The following is a 14,532-nucleotide window of genomic DNA, read 5'->3' as shown; positions in this document are numbered from 1 at the left end:
CGCGTCCCCTCAGGCCTTCGCGGCGCGCGCCGACGCCCGTTCGAGCGATGCCCGACGGTCCTCCTCGTTCTCGCGGTCGAGACGCTCGGCCGTCTCGTCGTCGCGCGTGAGGTTCTCGCTCGACTCGGGGTCGAAGACCATCATCGCGTCCGGGTCGAACCACAGCGTCGTCTCGTCGCCGTCCCGCACCCGCGAGGCGGCGTCGAGCGCGACGACGAACTGCGTCCGCATCCCCTCGCCGTCGAGCTCGCGGTCGAGCTCCTCGAGCTTGCTCGCCACCGAGTCGTGGGTCTCGAACGGAACGTAGGCGTAGAGCTCGGCCCCGAGCCACTCCGTGACGTCGATCGACGCCTCGAAGGTCTGACCGCGGTCCTTCTTGGTCGGGTCGACGAGCCGGGCGTCCTCGAAGTGCTCGGGTCGCAGCCCGGCGATGACGAGCTCGCGGTCGCCGATCGCGTCGCGGAGTCGGTCCGTCAGCTCGAACGTGCCGAAGGGCAGCGTGATCGCCCCGTCGGCAACCTGCCCGGGCAGGAAGTTCATCGGCGGAGACCCGATGAACCCCGCGACGAAGAGGTTCACCGGCTGCTCGTAGAGCGCCCGCGGGCTCGCGATCTGCTGCAGCTCGCCCTTGCGCAGCACCGCGACACGGTCACCGAGGGTCATCGCTTCGGTCTGGTCGTGCGTGACATAGACCGTCGTCGTCGCGAGCCGCCGCTGGAGCCGTGCGATCTCGGTGCGCATCTGCCCGCGCAGCTTCGCGTCGAGGTTCGACAACGGTTCGTCGAAGAGGAAGGCCTTGGCGTCCCGGACGATCGCGCGGCCCATCGCGACCCGCTGGCGCTGCCCGCCCGAGAGGTTCGCCGGCTTGCGGTCGAGATGCTCGCGCAGCTCGAGCAGGTCCGCCGCGTGCTCGATCTTCTCGCGGATCTCCTCCTCGGTGAACTTGCCCTTCGTCAACCGCAGCGGGAAGGCGATGTTCTCCCCCACCGTCAGGTGCGGGTACAGGGCGTAGTTCTGAAACACCATCGCGAGGTCACGGTCCCTCGGCGCCTTCTCGTTGACCCGGGCACCGTCGATCTCGAGCTCGCCCGAGGTGATGTCCTCGAGCCCGACGATCATCCGCAGCAGGGTCGACTTTCCGCAGCCGGACGGTCCGACGAGGATGACGAACTCGCCGTCCCCGATGTCGATGCTGACGCCGTTGACGGCGGGGAAGCCGTCCCCGTACTTCTTGACGATGTCCTTGAGGGTGATCGACGCCATCAGCTCTCTCCTCGAACGACTGGATCGGTGGGTGCAGGTGCCGCGCTCATCCCTTCACCGCGCCCTGGGTCAGGCCGGCAACGATCTGGCGCTGGAAGAGCACCACGAGCACGACCACGGGGATGGTGACGACGATCGCCGCGGCGGAGATCGCGCCCGTCGGCTCCTCGAAGAACGACTCGCCGGTGAAGAACGCGAGCGCCGCGGGGACCGGGCGGGCCGCGCTCGTCGAGGTCAGGGAGATGCCGTACACGAAGTCGTTCCACGCGATGAAGAACGCGATGAGCGCCGTCGTGAAGACACCGGGCGCGGCCAGCGGGACGATCGCCTTGCGGAACGCCTGCCACGGTGTGGCGCCGTCCACCTGCGCCGCCTGCTCGAGCTCCCAGGGGATCTGCCGGAAGAACGCGGCGAGCGTCCAGATGGAGATCGGGAGCGTGAGCGACAGGTACGGGATGATCAGCCCCGGCCAGGTGTCGTACAGGCCGATGCTGCGCCACAGGTTGAACAGCGGCGTGACGATCGAGACGACCGGGAAGATCGAGACGCCCAGCGCCGTGGTGAGGATGAGGCGTTTGCCGGGGAAGTCGAGGCGGGCGATGGCGTATGCGCACAGCGTCGCGAGGACGACCGCGATCCCGGTCGCGATGAGCGAGATCCCGACGGAGTTGCGCAGCGCGGAGAGGAAGAGGTCCTGCGCCGAGCCGCTCGGCGCGAGGATCTGCTCGTAGTTCTCCGTGCTCCATCGCGGCGGCAGGAAGGTGCCCGAGTTGATGTCGGCGGACGCCTTGAAGCTCGTCATGAAGATCGACGCCACGGGGAACAGCGCCCCCACGAGCACGACGACCGTGATGACGCCCCACACGACGCGGGCTCGGGTCGTGAGCACGCTCCCCATCACTTCTCCCCTCTCGCGCCGGCGAGATCGACCTTGAAGAGCTTGATCGCGACGAAGCAGAGGGCGATCACGCACAGGAAGAGCAGGACGGAGATGGCCGACCCCATCCCGATCTGCAGCTGTCCGATGGAGGTGCGGTAGGCCAGGAGCGAGAGCACCTCGGTGTTGTTCGCGCCGTTGGTCATGATGAAGACGTTGTCGAAGATCCGGAAGGCGTCGAGCGCCCGGAACAGCACGGCGACCATGATGGCGGCCTTCATGTTCGGCACGATCACCCGCGTGAAGCGCTGCCAGGCGGTGGCCCCGTCGACCTTCGCGGCCTCCTCGAGCTCCCCGGGCACCTGCGCGAGGCCGGCGAGCAGGAGGAGCGAGATGAACGGCGTCGTCTTCCACACCTCGGAGGCGATGATGACGAACAGGCTCGTGCCCTGGCTGGCGAACCAGTTGAGGTCCGGGCTGATCCCGGGGACCCAGTCGAACCAGTGGTTGACGAACCCGGAGGTGATGTCGAACGCGTAGAACCACGCGAACGCCGAGACCACCGTGATGATGCCGTACGGCACGAGGATCGCGGTGCGCAGCAGCCCCCGCAGACGCTTGATCGCGCGGTGCATGACGAGCGCGAGCGCGAAGCCCAGGACGAGCTCGACGAGCACCGAGACGACCATGATGAAGAACGTCACGCCGAAGTCCCGCCACCAGACGGGGTCGGTGAGGATGACGGCGTAGTTCCCGAGCCCGACGAACGCCCGGTCGTCGGGCGCCGTGAGCTTGTAGTTGAACAACGAGTCGTAGAAGGCCTGCAGGATCGGGTACAGCGTGACGGCCAGCATGACGACGAAAGCGGGACCGGCGAGGTACCAGCCGAGGCGCGCCTCGGAGCGGGTCCGGTCCGACCGTGCGGCGCGCGCGGTCGGCTCGTCGCCGGTCTCGGCGTCGCGCGCGGCGCCGGGGATCGTGGTGCTCACAGCAGTCGCTCCCCTCGCAGGACGGCGACGATGAAGTCGGTAGAGGTCTCCGGCGTGCTGTCGGGGTCGACCTGTGCCGGCGGGTGCCAGGTCTGCTGCAGCCCCGTCGAGACCTCGTTGTAGTACAGGGTCTGGGGGCGCGGGGCCGCCTGCTCGAGCGAGTCCCGGATGAGCTCGTACATGGGGTACGCCTCCTGGACGTCCGGGTCCTCGTACGCCTCGGTGCTCGCCGCGGGGTTGCCGTTGGTGACGAAGTACTCGGCCTGGTTCTCCGGGCTCACGATGCACCGGACGGCCTCGTACGCGAGGTCGGTGTGCGCGCTGAACGCCCCCACCCCGATGCTGATCCCGCCGTACGGCGGCCGGGCGTCCTCGCCCTCGACGACCTGCGGGTAGGGGGCCCAGCCGATGTCGTCCAGCAGCTCCTCGTCCAACGACCCGGCGTCCACGGCGCCGACGGTCGAGGACCACACGAACGGCCAGTTGACCATAAAGCCCCCCCTGTCCCCCTGGAACACCGTCAGGGACGCGGACTCGTCGGCGTTCGGCAGCCCCGGCCCACCGACCCCGGAACCACCGATCTCCCCGACGATCCGCGCGGCCTCCCGGCCGGCGTCGGTCGCGAGGCCCAGCTCGAGCTCGTCCGCCGGTGCCTCCGGGTCCGTGATGATCTCGCCGCCCGCGGACGCGACGAGCGCGTTGATCCACACCGTCAGCGACTCGGCGCGCGCACCCTGCACGGCGAGCACGGTGTCCTGGTCGTCCGACGCCTCGATGATCTCGTCCCACGTCACCGGTTCGCTCATGTCCAGCCCGGCGGCCTCCGCGACCGACTCCCGGTACCAGAGCACCTGCGTGTTGGCCCAGAACGGGATCGCGACGAGCTCGTCCTTCCAGGTCGACGCGTCGATCGCGCCCTGGACGACGTCCTGCGTCGTCTCGTCGGCGACGTCGTCCGGGACGTCGGCGAGGAAGCCGGCTCCGGAGAACTCCGGGATGAACGGCGGGTCGAGGCTCATGAGGTCGATCGACCCGTCGTTGGCCGCGAGCCGGCGCACGAGCTGCTCGCGCTGGGCGGCGGCGTCACGGGGCAGCAGCGACGTCTCGATGCGGTACTCGCCGTCCGCCTCCTCGGTGCACGACGCCGCGATCTCGGCCTGACCGCCGTTGTCCGGGTTGATGTACCACGTGAGGACGGGCGGACCTGACTCGCCGGTCGCGCACGCCGCCAGCGGTGCGGCGACCCCGATCGCGAGCAGGACCGCGAGGGGTCTGGTGCGTCTGCGCACTCGGGCTCCTTCGTCGAGGTCCAGGCGCCGCCCGGTGCTCGTCCGGACGACCTCGTGCCATCTCCATGGCTACACCCGGCACGGCCCGCCCGCCAGGTGAACGGGGTGCACGACACCCGCCGAGGTGCGCGAAGATGTGGTCATGGCACCGACACGACCTTCGACGCCCGCCGAGGCCTGGGCGGCCCTGCGCGACGGCAACACCCGCTTCGTCTCCGGCGCGCCGGAGCACCCGTCCCAGGGAGCCGACCACCGGCGCGAGCTCAGCGTCGCGCAGCACCCGCACACCGTCGTCTTCGGCTGCTCGGACTCCCGCGTCGCCGCCGAGATCATCTTCGACCAGGGCCTCGGCGACGTGTTCGTGGTGCGCACCGCCGGGCACGTGCTGGACACGACCGTCATCGGCTCCATCGAGTACGGCGTGCAGGTCCTGGGCGCACCGCTCGTCGTCGTGCTGGGTCACGACAGCTGCGGCGCCGTCGGGGCGGCGGTCCACACCCTCACCACCGGCGAGCAGGCGGCCGGGTTCGTCCGGGCCGTCGTGGACCGCGTCATCCCCTCGATCGTCAACATCACGAGCGCCAACGGGGGCGGCCTGACGTCGCTCGACCCGGACGTGCTGCGGCGCGAGCACGTACGGCACACGGTCGACATGCTGCACTCGTACTCCGCCGGCGTCGCCGAGGCGGTCGCCGAGGGGCGCTGCGCGATCGTCGGCGTCGAGTACGCGCTCGCGGACGGGCAGGCCCGGCTGGTGGACGTCGTCGGCGACGTCGGCGACCTCCCGGAGCACGCGCCGGCCGTCGCGGCCGGGTGAGATCCGGGGTCGAGGTCGGCCCGCCGGGTGCGGCACCATAGGGCCATGACTTCTGCTGCTACCCCTGACGTCCCTGCCGGCACCGACGCCGCGGCGAGCCCCGAGTACCGCATCGAGCACGACACCATGGGTGAGGTCCGCGTCCCCGCGGCCGCCCTCTACCGCGCGCAGACGCAGCGCGCGGTGGAGAACTTCCCCATCTCGGGCACCACGCTCGAGCGCGGGCACATCGAGGCGCTCGCCCGGGTGAAGAAGGCCGCCGCCCGCGCCAACGCCGAGCTCGGTGTCCTCGACGAGGACGTCGCCGCCGCGATCGTCGCCGCCGCGGACGAGGTCGCCGCGGGCGCCCACGACGAGCACTTCCCGGTCGATATCTTCCAGACGGGGTCCGGGACGTCGTCGAACATGAACACCAACGAGGTGCTCGCGACGCTCGCCACGCGCTCCCTCGGCCGCGACGTGCACCCCAACGACCACGTCAACGCCTCGCAGTCGTCGAACGACGTGTTCCCGACGTCGGTGCACCTGGCCGCGACGGCCGGTGTCGTGCACGACCTCGTGCCGGCGCTCACGCACCTCGCCGAGGCGCTGGAGGCCAAGGCCGCCGAGTTCGCGACGGTCGTGAAGTCCGGCCGCACGCACCTCATGGACGCGACCCCCGTGACGCTGGGCCAGGAGTTCGGCGGCTACGCCGCCGCGATCCGCTACGGGATCGAGCGGCTGACCACGGCGCTGCCGCGTGCCGCCGAGGTGCCCCTCGGCGGCACGGCCGTCGGCACCGGGATCAACACGCCCGCCGGCTTCCCCCAGCGGGTCATCGCGCTGCTCGTCGAGGACACGGGCCTGCCGCTCACCGAGGCCCGCGACCACTTCGAGGCGCAGAGCTCGCGCGACGGGCTCGTCGAGCTGTCCGGCGCGCTGCGGACCGTCGCGGTGTCGATCACGAAGATCTGCAACGACCTGCGCTGGATGGGGTCGGGCCCCAACACGGGGCTCGGCGAGATCTTCATCCCCGACCTGCAGCCCGGCTCCTCGATCATGCCGGGCAAGGTCAACCCCGTCATCCCCGAGGCCGTGCTCATGGTCGCTGCCCGGGTGATCGGCAACGACGCCACCGTCGCCTGGGCCGGGGCGAGCGGCTCGTTCGAGCTCAACGTCCAGATCCCCGTCATCGCGCTCGGTGTGCTCGAGTCCGTGCGCCTGCTGTCCAACGCCTCGGTCGTGCTCGCCGACAAGACGGTCGCGGGCATCACGGCGAACGTCGAGCGTGCGCGTGCGCTCGCGGAGTCCTCCCCGTCGATCGTCACCCCGCTCAACCGGGTCATCGGCTACGAGGCGGCCGCCAAGGTGGCCAAGCACTCCGTCGCGCAGGGCGTCACGGTGCGCGAGGCCGTGGTCGACCTCGGCTACGTCGAGCGCGGCGAGGTCACGGAGGCCCAGCTCGACGACGCCCTCGACGTGCTGTCGATGACGCGCCCGCCGCAGGCCTGACACCGGCAGCCTGACGACAGGCGGACGTCGGCGAGGGGCGGGACCCGTCCGGGTCCCGCCCCCCCGCGTGCCCGATCGTGACCGGTGCGACACCGCCCGGAAACCGCCTCCCACCACCGGTAACGGCCGCGAAACGACACCGCTCCCCTGGCCGAAACGTCGTGTCCCTAGGCTCCGAGTTCCCGGCACGTGCCGGGTCGCGGACCACCGGGTCCTCGTCGTCACGAGCGGAGCGCCTCCATGACCATTCCCCCCTCCCCACGCCGTCGTCGGCTGCGCACAGCGGTGCGCGCCACCCTCGCCGCGGGGGTCGCGCTCACGCTGGCCGCCTGCTCGAGCGGGTCGGACGGGACGGGCGGCGGCGAGGGCGACGACGCGGACCACGGCGAGATCTCCGTCCAGCTCTCCTGGATCAAGAACGCGGAGTTCATCGGCGAGTACTACGCCGACGACCGGGGCTACTTCGAGGAGGCGGGCTTCTCGAGCGTCAACCTCGTCGCCGGACCGAGCACCGGCATCGCGGAGCTCGTCTCCGGGCAGGCCTTCGTCGCCCTCAGCGACGCCGTGTCCGCGGGCACCGCGATCGCGAACGAGGACGCGCCCGTCAAGATCATCGGCACCACGTTCCAGAAGAACCCGTTCACCATCCTGTCGCTCACCGACGGCGGTGACATCGCGACCGCCGACGACCTCGTGGGCAAGCGCATCGGCGTGCAGGACTCGAACACCGCGCTGTTCAGCGCGCTGCTGTCCGCGAACGGCATCAGCCCGGACGACGTGACGGTCGTGCCGGTGCAGTACGACGCCTCCGTCCTGACGAACGGCGAGGTCGACGGCTACGTCGCCTACCTGACGAACGAGTCGATCATCGTCGAGGCCGAGGGCTTCGCGGTGACGAACCTGCCCTTCGCGGACAACGGGCTGCCGTTCGTCGCCGAGACCTTCACCGTGACCGACGAGTCCATCGCCGAGGACCGGGACAAGCTCAAGGACTTCCTGGTCGCCGAGATCCGTGGGTGGACCGACGCGCTCGCCGACCCCGCCGGGGCCGTGCAGCTCTCGCTCGAGAACTACGGCGCGGACCTGGGCCTCGACGAGGCGACCGAGATCGCGTCGGCCGAGGCGCAGAACACCCTGCTCGTCGTCTCCGAGGAGACCGCGGCCAACGGCCTGTTCACGATCTCCGAGGAGCTGCAGGCACAGACCCTCGAGAGCCTCGCGGGCGCAGGCCTCGAGCTCGAGGCGGCCGACCTGTTCGACATGTCGTTGCTCGCCGAGGTCTACGAGGAGAACCCCGAGCTGCTGGACTACGAGGGCTGATGTCCCGGCCGACCGTCGACCCCGAGGTCGACACCCCCACCGCCGGTGCCGGGGAGCGATCCTCCGGCACCGGCGTGCAGATCTCCGGGCTCAGCAAGGTCTTCCGGATGGGCCGGCGCAGCGTCACGGCCCTGCAGGACACCGACCTGCACACCGAGCGCGGCAGCTTCCTGTCCCTCCTCGGCCCCTCGGGCTGCGGCAAGTCCACCATCCTGCGGATCCTCGCGGGTCTCGAGGACGCCACCACGGGCACGGTGAGCGTCGACGGGCAGTCACCGACCCGGCTGCGCACGGAGCACGCGCTCGGCATCGCGTTCCAGGACTCCGCGCTGCTCCCGTGGCGCAGCGTGGTCGCGAACGTCCGGCTGCCGTTCGAGGTCGCCGGGCTGCGGGTGGACGACGCCGCGGTGCAGGAGATGATCGCGCTCGTCGGCCTGGAGGGGTTCGAGAAGGCGAAGCCCGCGCAGCTCTCCGGCGGCATGCGCCAGCGCGTCTCCATCGCGCGCTCGCTCATCCTGCGGCCGTCCGTGCTGCTCCTCGACGAACCGTTCGGCGCCCTCGACGACATGACCCGCCAGCGGCTCAACCTCGAGCTCCTGCGGATCTGGACGGAGAAGCCCGCGACCACGCTCCTGGTGACCCACGGCATCTCCGAGGCGATCTTCCTGTCCGACCAGGTCGCCGTGATGAGCGCCCGCCCCGGGCGTGTGCGCGAGGTCCTCGAGATCGACCTGCCCCGCCCCCGCGCCCCCGAGATGCAGCGCACGCCCGAGTTCCACGCGTACGTGGACCGCGCGTCCGAGCTGCTCTTCGGCCACGGGGAGTGAGGCGACCATGAGCACGACCACCGCCCCGACACCCACCGGAGCACCGCCGTCGGACACCTCCGCCGAGCGCGCCCGACGCCGCCTGCCCCACTGGGTGGTCGGCGTCATAGGGGGCGTCGGGCTCGTCGCGCTGTGGTGGCTGGGTGCGGTGACCGTGTTCTCGGACGTCGGTCCGGGCAACGCCCAGGCCATCCCGACACCGCTGGACGTCGTGCGCCAGTGGGGGCTCGACGGCTGGGAGCTGTACGCCCGCAACCTGTCCGTGACGCTGGCCGAGGCGGCGCAGGGATTCCTCTGGGGCAACGGGCTCGCGCTCGTGCTCTCGACCCTCGTCCTGGTCGTGCCGCGCCTCGAGGGCGCGGTCATGCAGCTCGCGATCATCACCTACTGCATCCCGATCGTCGCGATCGGCCCGCTCGTGCTCATCATCATCGGCCCGCCGCCCACGGGCGAGCCGTCCGGCACGGCCGTCTTCCTCGCCGCGATGAGCTGCTTCTTCACGACGGTCGTCGGGGCCCTCCTCGGTCTCAAGGCCGCGGACCGCTCGACGCTCGACGTCGTCGCGGTCCTCGGGGGGTCCCGCCTCACGCAGCTGCGCACGGTGCGCCTCGTCGCCGCGCTCCCCCAGGTGCTCACCGCCCTGCAGATCGCGGTGCCGGCCGCGTTCCTCGGGGCGATCCTCGGGGAGTACCTCGGCAAGGTCGACGTGGGACTCGGCCCCGCGATGATCAACGCACAGAACTCGCTCAACGCGGCCCGGCTGTGGGGCTTCGCGCTCGTGTCCGGCGCGGTCGCCATGATCGGCTTCCTCGCGCTCGGCGCCGTCGGACGCCTGGTCGCGCCGTGGTCCCGCGGGACGAGCCGCGGAGGACCCGCGTGAGCGCCCCGACCGCGACGGTCCCCGGGCCGGACGGGCCGACCACCCACGACCTCGCCCTCCTGCGACGACGGGTCCGGCGGGAGGCGACGCGGGACGTGCTGCGCACGATCGGTCGTGGTCTGCTGACCTTCGCCCTGACCGTGGTCGTCGTGCTCGCCCTGTGGTGGGGGGTGCTGCTCGTCTTCGACGTCAGCCCCTACGTCGCGAAGAGCCCCGCCGACGTGTGGGACCACCTGGTGGTCTCTCCCGACGCCGCCGCGCACCGTGCCGCGGTCACGGCACCGCTCGGCATCACGCTGTACCACTCGTTCGTCGGGTTCTGTACAGGGCTCCTCGTCGCGCTGGCCGGCGCCGTGAGCTTCCGCCTGTGGAAGGGCGCCGAGAACGCGCTCATGCCGGTCGCGATGCTGCTGCGGTCCGTGCCGCTCATCGCCATGGCGCCGGTGATCATCATGATCGTCGGGCGGGACGTCGCGGCCGTCGCCGTCATCGGCGGGATCGTGGTGCTCTTCCCCGCCCTCGTCACCATCGCGGCCGGGCTGTCCTCGGCCTCGCAGCAGATGACCGACGTCGTGCACGTCTACGGCGGGTCCCCCTGGCACGCCCTGCGGATGGTCGCGCTCCCGGCGTCCCTGCCGGCGTTCTTCGCCGCGGTGCGCATCTCGGTCCCGGGCGCGATCACCGGGGCGCTGCTCGCGGAGTGGCTCGCGACCGGCGACGGTATCGGCTCCGCGATCAACCAGGCCATCCCGCAGGTGCAGTTCTCGTTCATCTGGTCGAGCGTGGTGCTGGTCACCGCCGTCTCGCTCGTCCTGTACAACGTGGTGCAGATCGTCGAGAACGTCGTCCTGGTGCGGACCGGGATGCGCACGACCACCGACCGCTAGACGCACCCGCGTCCCGGTCGCCGGCCCGTCGGCCGGCCACCGGGACGCGGGCCCTTCCTCAGACCTCGATGCTCTCCAGCATCTCGGTCACGAGCGCGGCGACGGGCGAGCGCTCGGACCGGGTCAGCGTGACGTGCGCGAACAGCGGATGGCCCTTGAGCGCCTCGATGACGGCCGCGACGCCGTCGTGCCGCCCGACCCGCAGGTTGTCCCGCTGCGCGACGTCGTGCGTGAGGATCACGCGCGACGACTGGCCGATCCGGGAGAGCACCGTCAGCAGCACGTTGCGCTCGAGGGACTGGGCCTCGTCGACGATGACGAACGCGTCGTGCAGCGAGCGCCCACGGATGTGGGTCAGCGGCAGCACCTCGAGCAGCTCGCGGTCGATCACCTCTTCGACGACGTCCGGCGAGACGAGCGCGCCGAGCGTGTCGAACACCGCCTGCGCCCAGGGGTTCATCTTCTCCGCCTCGGAGCCCGGCAGGTAGCCGAGGTCCTGGCCGCCCACCGCGTACAGGGGACGGAACACCATGATCTTGCGGTGCTTGCGGCGTTCGAGCACGGCCTCGAGGCCGGCGCACAGGGCGAGCGCCGACTTCCCCGTCCCGGCGCGCCCGCCCATGGAGACGATCCCGATCTCGTCGTCGAGGAGCAGGTCGATCGCAATGCGCTGCTCGGCCGAGCGGCCGTGCACCCCGAAGAGCTCCTGGTCGCCGCGCACGAGCTGGACGTGCTTGTCCGCGGTGACGCGACCGAGCGCCGAGCCCCGCGGCGAGTGCACCACGAGGCCGGTGTGGCACAAGAGCGGCCCGGCGCCGGCGAGGACGAGCGGGTCGAGCTCGGCGAGCTCGATCGAGTCGTTCTCCCACAGCTCGGCCATCTGCTCGTCGGCCAGGTCGATCTCGCTCATGCCCGTCCACCCGGAGTCGACGGCGAGCTCGGCCCGGTACTCCTCGGCCGCGATGCCGACCGCCGACGCCTTGACGCGCATCGGCAGGTCCTTGGACACGACCGTCACGTCGTAGCCCTCGGCCGACAGGTTCGCCGCGACGGACAGGATGCGCGTGTCGTTGTCGCCGAGCCGGAAGCCCGCAGGCAGCACGGTCGGGTCCGTGTGGTTGAGCTCGACCCGCAGCGTCCCTCCGCCGTCACCGACGGGCAGGGGCGCGTCGAGGCGGCCGTGGGTGATGCGCAGGTCGTCCAGCATCCGCAGCGCGCTGCGGGCGAAGTAGCCGAGCTCGGCGTGATGGCGCTTGGCCTCGAGCTCGGTGATGACGACGACCGGCAGGACGACGTCGTGCTCGGCGAACCGCAGGATGGCCCGCGGGTCGGACAGCAGGACGGAGGTGTCGACGACGAAGGTCCGACGCCCCTCCCCACCGGCTGGTGCATCGTCCGATGCAGGTCCTGGTACCGAGACGGGTTCAGGTGCGTTGCGGACCACGGCAGGCTCCCTCCGGCGCATCAGCGCCGTTCTCGCCGCCCGACCCCGTTCCCGGTCCCCGTCGAGGCGGGCCGGGGCGTGGCGGGCTGTTGGGTGGGGCAGGCGACCGGCCGCAGGTGCAGCGGAGCCGGTGCCGGCCCTCCTGCGCGGAGCGTGAACTCCATGGGCTGGCCTCCCGGGGACGGCTGGTGCCGTCCTGTGCTCCCGAAACTACGCCCGTGTGATTCCTGTCACCAGCCCAACAGCCCCGTGTCGCCGAGATGTCACGCGGAATTAACCCTGCGGAGCCCTGGACGACCGTTCCGCCTACGCTCGTCACCATGACCGACGCGACGTGGACCGGGTTCGACGCCCGCGGGCTGGCCCTGGCCGTGCGGCGTGGTGACGTCTCACCGGTCGAGGCGCTCGACGCGACGCTCGCGGCGGTCGACGCGCTCGGCGAGACGGTGGGCGCCTTCGCCGCCGTGACCGCCGACCTCGCCCGCGCGCAGGCCGTCGCGGCGCAGGACGCGCTCGTTGCGGCCCGACGCTCCGGGTCGCTGCACGACCTGCCGCCCTTCCTCGGCGTCCCGTGCCCCGTCAAGGACCTCACGATGGTCGCGGGCGTGCCGCTGCGCGCCGGATCCGCCGCGATCGAGGTCACCGCCCCGTACGACGACGGCGTGGTCACCCTCCTGCGCCGGGCCGGCACGATCATGGTCGGCAAGACGAGCACCCCCGAGCTCGGCCTGCCGCCCTACACCGAGCCGGACACCGGCCCGCCCGCGCGCACCCCCTGGGACCTGTCGCGCTCGGCGGGCGGGTCGAGCGGCGGCGCGGGCGCGGCCGTCGCCGCCGGGATCGTGCCCGTCGCCCACGGCAGTGACGGCGGGGGCTCGCTGCGCATCCCCGCCTCGGCCTGCGGCCTCGTCGGGCTCAAGCCGTCGCGCGGGCTCGTGAGCCCCGGTCCCTACGGGGTCGACGGCCCCGGCCTCGCCTCCCACGGCGTGCTGACCCGCACGGTGCGCGACACCGCCGCCTTCCTCGACGTCCTGGCCCAGCCCTGGCCCGGCGACACCTTCGTGAGCGGGTGCGCGGGGCGCGGCCCGACGACGTACCTCGACGCGTGCGAGCGGCCGCCCCTGGTCCGGGTCGGCCTCCTCACCGCGCCAATCATCGCGACGGACGCCCCGGTCGACCCGGCGTGCCGGCAGGCGGCCCTCGACACGGCCCACCTGCTCGAGGAGCTGGGGCACGAGGTCGTGGAGATCGACCCGCCGTTCGACGCCGAGCGCTGGTCCTCGTTCGCCGCGCTGTGGTCGGTCGGTGCGCTCTCGGCCGAGATCGACCCCGAGGACGAGCACCTCCTCACCCCGCTGAGCCGATGGCTTCGTGCGCGCGGGCGGGACGTGACCGGGCTGGAGCACGCCCGAGCGCTCACGGCGGTCCAGACGCTCACCCGGGAGGTCGCGGCCGCCTGGGCCGGGGTCGACGTCGTGCTCTCACCCACCCTCGCGCAGCTGCCCGCACGGGTCGGCTCGCAGCGGGAAGACCACGACCCCGCCGCGGACTTCGCCGCGCAGAGCGCCTTCACCCCGTGGACGAGCGTATGGAACCTCACGGGCCGACCGGCCATCAGTCTGCCGCTCGGCGAGGCCACCGCCGACGGCGTCCGGCTGCCCGTCGGCGTGATGCTCGGTGCCGCGCACGGGCAGGACGCCGTGCTGCTCGCCCTGGCCGCCCAGCTCGAGACCGCCGCACCCTGGGCGCACCGCCGTCCGCCGGTCCACGCCACGACCAGGCTGCCGACAGGCCCGCGATGACCACCTCCGTCGTCCTGCTCCTCGGCGTGAACGTCGGGGGCAGGCGCGTCGTGCGGTCGCAGACCCTGCGCCAGGTCGCGACCGACGCCGGGTTCACCGACCCACGGACCCACCTGGCGAGCGGGAACCTGGTGGCCGGGACAGGCGACGCCTCGCCCGCGGAGGTCTCGGCACGGATCCGGTCGGGCCTGCTCGACGCACTGGGCCTCGACGTGCACGCCGTCACCCTCTCCGCGACGAGGATCGCGGGCATCGTGACTGCCAACCCCTACCCCGAGGCCGCGCGCGACGACCCCGCGCACCTGCTCGTGCTCGTGGGCACCGAGGAGATCGACGCCGAGGGCGTCGCCCGCCTCGTGGCCGAGCACCCCGGACGCGAACGCGCGACCGTCGTCGACGGCGTGCTGTACGTCACGTACCCCGACGGGATCGGGCGCTCGCGGCTCACGTCCGCCGTGCTCGCGCGGGCCGCGTCCACTGCGCTGACCGCCCGGAACTGGACGACGATCACCCGGCTCGCGGAGATGGCCGGTAGACTCCCCGGGTGATCGAGGCGAACAGGTACCGGGCGCGCCGGTTCCGTCATGAACCGTCTCGGGGACCGATCGCCCAGCACCGAGCACGGGGCACCAACGGGTACGTCTCG

The 14,532-nt window shown here is 71.8% G+C and carries 13 protein-coding genes; 8 read left to right on the top strand and 5 right to left on the bottom strand.

Annotation, left to right across the window (positions count from 1 at the left end; genetic code table 11):
- Positions 1-9: 9 nt before the first annotated feature.
- Genes OHL10_RS04070 through OHL10_RS04055 form a run of 4 tightly spaced genes read right to left on the bottom strand, consistent with a single transcriptional unit; the run spans position 10 to position 4,418 of the window.
- The gene (locus OHL10_RS04070) at positions 10-1,263 is read right to left on the bottom strand and encodes an ABC transporter ATP-binding protein (protein ID WP_265520862.1); all 1,254 of its coding nucleotides are present in this window, start codon (positions 1,261-1,263) and stop codon (positions 10-12) included.
- Positions 1,264-1,309: 46 nt separating this feature from the next.
- Positions 1,310-2,161: a carbohydrate ABC transporter permease gene (locus OHL10_RS04065; RefSeq protein ID WP_265520861.1), complete on the bottom strand. Its 852-nt coding sequence runs from the start codon at positions 2,159-2,161 to the stop codon at positions 1,310-1,312.
- Positions 2,161-3,129 (bottom strand): carbohydrate ABC transporter permease, encoded by a 969-nt coding sequence (locus OHL10_RS04060; RefSeq protein WP_425498936.1) that lies wholly within the window; start codon positions 3,127-3,129, stop codon positions 2,161-2,163. Before OHL10_RS04060 ends, OHL10_RS04065 begins: the two co-directional genes overlap by 1 nt.
- On the bottom strand, positions 3,126-4,418 hold the full coding sequence (locus OHL10_RS04055; protein ID WP_265520860.1) for a sugar ABC transporter substrate-binding protein: 1,293 nt from the start codon (positions 4,416-4,418) through the stop codon (positions 3,126-3,128). Before OHL10_RS04055 ends, OHL10_RS04060 begins: the two co-directional genes overlap by 4 nt.
- A gap of 142 nt (positions 4,419-4,560) precedes the next feature.
- Between OHL10_RS04055 and OHL10_RS04050 the strand changes: the two genes are divergently transcribed.
- The 6 genes from OHL10_RS04050 (at position 4,561) to OHL10_RS04025 (ending at position 10,640) form a co-directional block, all read left to right on the top strand.
- A complete protein-coding gene (locus OHL10_RS04050) occupies positions 4,561-5,235 on the top strand; it encodes a carbonic anhydrase (protein ID WP_265520859.1) in 675 nt (224 codons plus the stop codon).
- A 45-nt stretch (positions 5,236-5,280) separates the two neighbouring features.
- Positions 5,281-6,726, top strand: coding sequence for a class II fumarate hydratase (locus OHL10_RS04045; protein ID WP_265520858.1), 1,446 nt, complete (start codon positions 5,281-5,283; stop codon positions 6,724-6,726).
- Between the two features lie 240 nt (positions 6,727-6,966).
- On the top strand, positions 6,967-8,046 hold the full coding sequence (locus OHL10_RS04040) for an ABC transporter substrate-binding protein (RefSeq protein ID WP_265520857.1): 1,080 nt from the start codon (positions 6,967-6,969) through the stop codon (positions 8,044-8,046).
- Entirely contained in the window at positions 8,046-8,873 is an 828-nt protein-coding gene (locus OHL10_RS04035) for an ABC transporter ATP-binding protein (RefSeq protein ID WP_265520856.1), read from the top strand. Before OHL10_RS04040 ends, OHL10_RS04035 begins: the two co-directional genes overlap by 1 nt.
- Before the next feature lie 7 nt (positions 8,874-8,880).
- A complete protein-coding gene (locus OHL10_RS04030) occupies positions 8,881-9,753 on the top strand; it encodes an ABC transporter permease (RefSeq protein ID WP_265520855.1) in 873 nt (290 codons plus the stop codon).
- The gene (locus OHL10_RS04025; RefSeq protein ID WP_265520854.1) at positions 9,750-10,640 is read left to right on the top strand and encodes an ABC transporter permease; all 891 of its coding nucleotides are present in this window, start codon (positions 9,750-9,752) and stop codon (positions 10,638-10,640) included. Before OHL10_RS04030 ends, OHL10_RS04025 begins: the two co-directional genes overlap by 4 nt.
- Positions 10,641-10,698: 58 nt before the next feature.
- On the opposite strand, the gene phoH2 is transcribed toward OHL10_RS04025, so the two are convergent.
- A complete protein-coding gene (phoH2, locus tag OHL10_RS04020) occupies positions 10,699-12,105 on the bottom strand; it encodes an RNA 5'-3' helicase PhoH2 (protein ID WP_425498935.1) in 1,407 nt (468 codons plus the stop codon).
- Positions 12,106-12,404: 299 nt separating this feature from the next.
- On the opposite strand from phoH2, the gene OHL10_RS04015 reads away from it, so the two are divergent.
- Positions 12,405-13,886: an amidase gene (locus OHL10_RS04015; protein ID WP_265520852.1), complete on the top strand. Its 1,482-nt coding sequence runs from the start codon at positions 12,405-12,407 to the stop codon at positions 13,884-13,886.
- Entirely contained in the window at positions 13,883-14,434 is a 552-nt protein-coding gene (locus tag OHL10_RS04010; RefSeq protein ID WP_265520851.1) for a DUF1697 domain-containing protein, read from the top strand. The genes OHL10_RS04015 and OHL10_RS04010 overlap by 4 nt, the downstream gene beginning before the upstream one ends.
- Positions 14,435-14,532: the final 98 nt, after the last annotated feature.

The sequence above is a fragment of the Oerskovia flava genome, assembly GCF_026163685.1.
Taxonomy (GTDB): domain Bacteria; phylum Actinomycetota; class Actinomycetes; order Actinomycetales; family Cellulomonadaceae; genus Oerskovia_A; species Oerskovia_A flava.
The sequence above is the reverse complement of the archived record's forward strand: the minus strand, read 5'-3'. Positions and strand labels throughout refer to the sequence as shown.

Excerpts from the sequence above, each read along its gene's own strand:
- phoH2 (WP_425498935.1), bottom strand. The coding sequence starts at position 12,105 with ATGCGCCGGAGGGAGCCTGCCGTGGTCCGCAACGCACCTGAACCCGTC.
- OHL10_RS04070 (WP_265520862.1), bottom strand. The coding sequence starts at position 1,263 with ATGGCGTCGATCACCCTCAAGGACATCGTCAAGAAGTACGGGGACGGC.
- OHL10_RS04045 (WP_265520858.1), top strand. The coding sequence starts at position 5,281 with ATGACTTCTGCTGCTACCCCTGACGTCCCTGCCGGCACCGACGCCGCG.
- OHL10_RS04035 (WP_265520856.1), top strand. The coding sequence starts at position 8,046 with ATGTCCCGGCCGACCGTCGACCCCGAGGTCGACACCCCCACCGCCGGT.
- OHL10_RS04040 (WP_265520857.1), top strand. The coding sequence starts at position 6,967 with ATGACCATTCCCCCCTCCCCACGCCGTCGTCGGCTGCGCACAGCGGTG.
- OHL10_RS04015 (WP_265520852.1), top strand. The coding sequence starts at position 12,405 with ATGACCGACGCGACGTGGACCGGGTTCGACGCCCGCGGGCTGGCCCTG.
- OHL10_RS04050 (WP_265520859.1), top strand. The coding sequence starts at position 4,561 with ATGGCACCGACACGACCTTCGACGCCCGCCGAGGCCTGGGCGGCCCTG.
- OHL10_RS04065 (WP_265520861.1), bottom strand. The coding sequence starts at position 2,161 with ATGGGGAGCGTGCTCACGACCCGAGCCCGCGTCGTGTGGGGCGTCATC.
- OHL10_RS04010 (WP_265520851.1), top strand. The coding sequence starts at position 13,883 with ATGACCACCTCCGTCGTCCTGCTCCTCGGCGTGAACGTCGGGGGCAGG.
- OHL10_RS04030 (WP_265520855.1), top strand. The coding sequence starts at position 8,881 with ATGAGCACGACCACCGCCCCGACACCCACCGGAGCACCGCCGTCGGAC.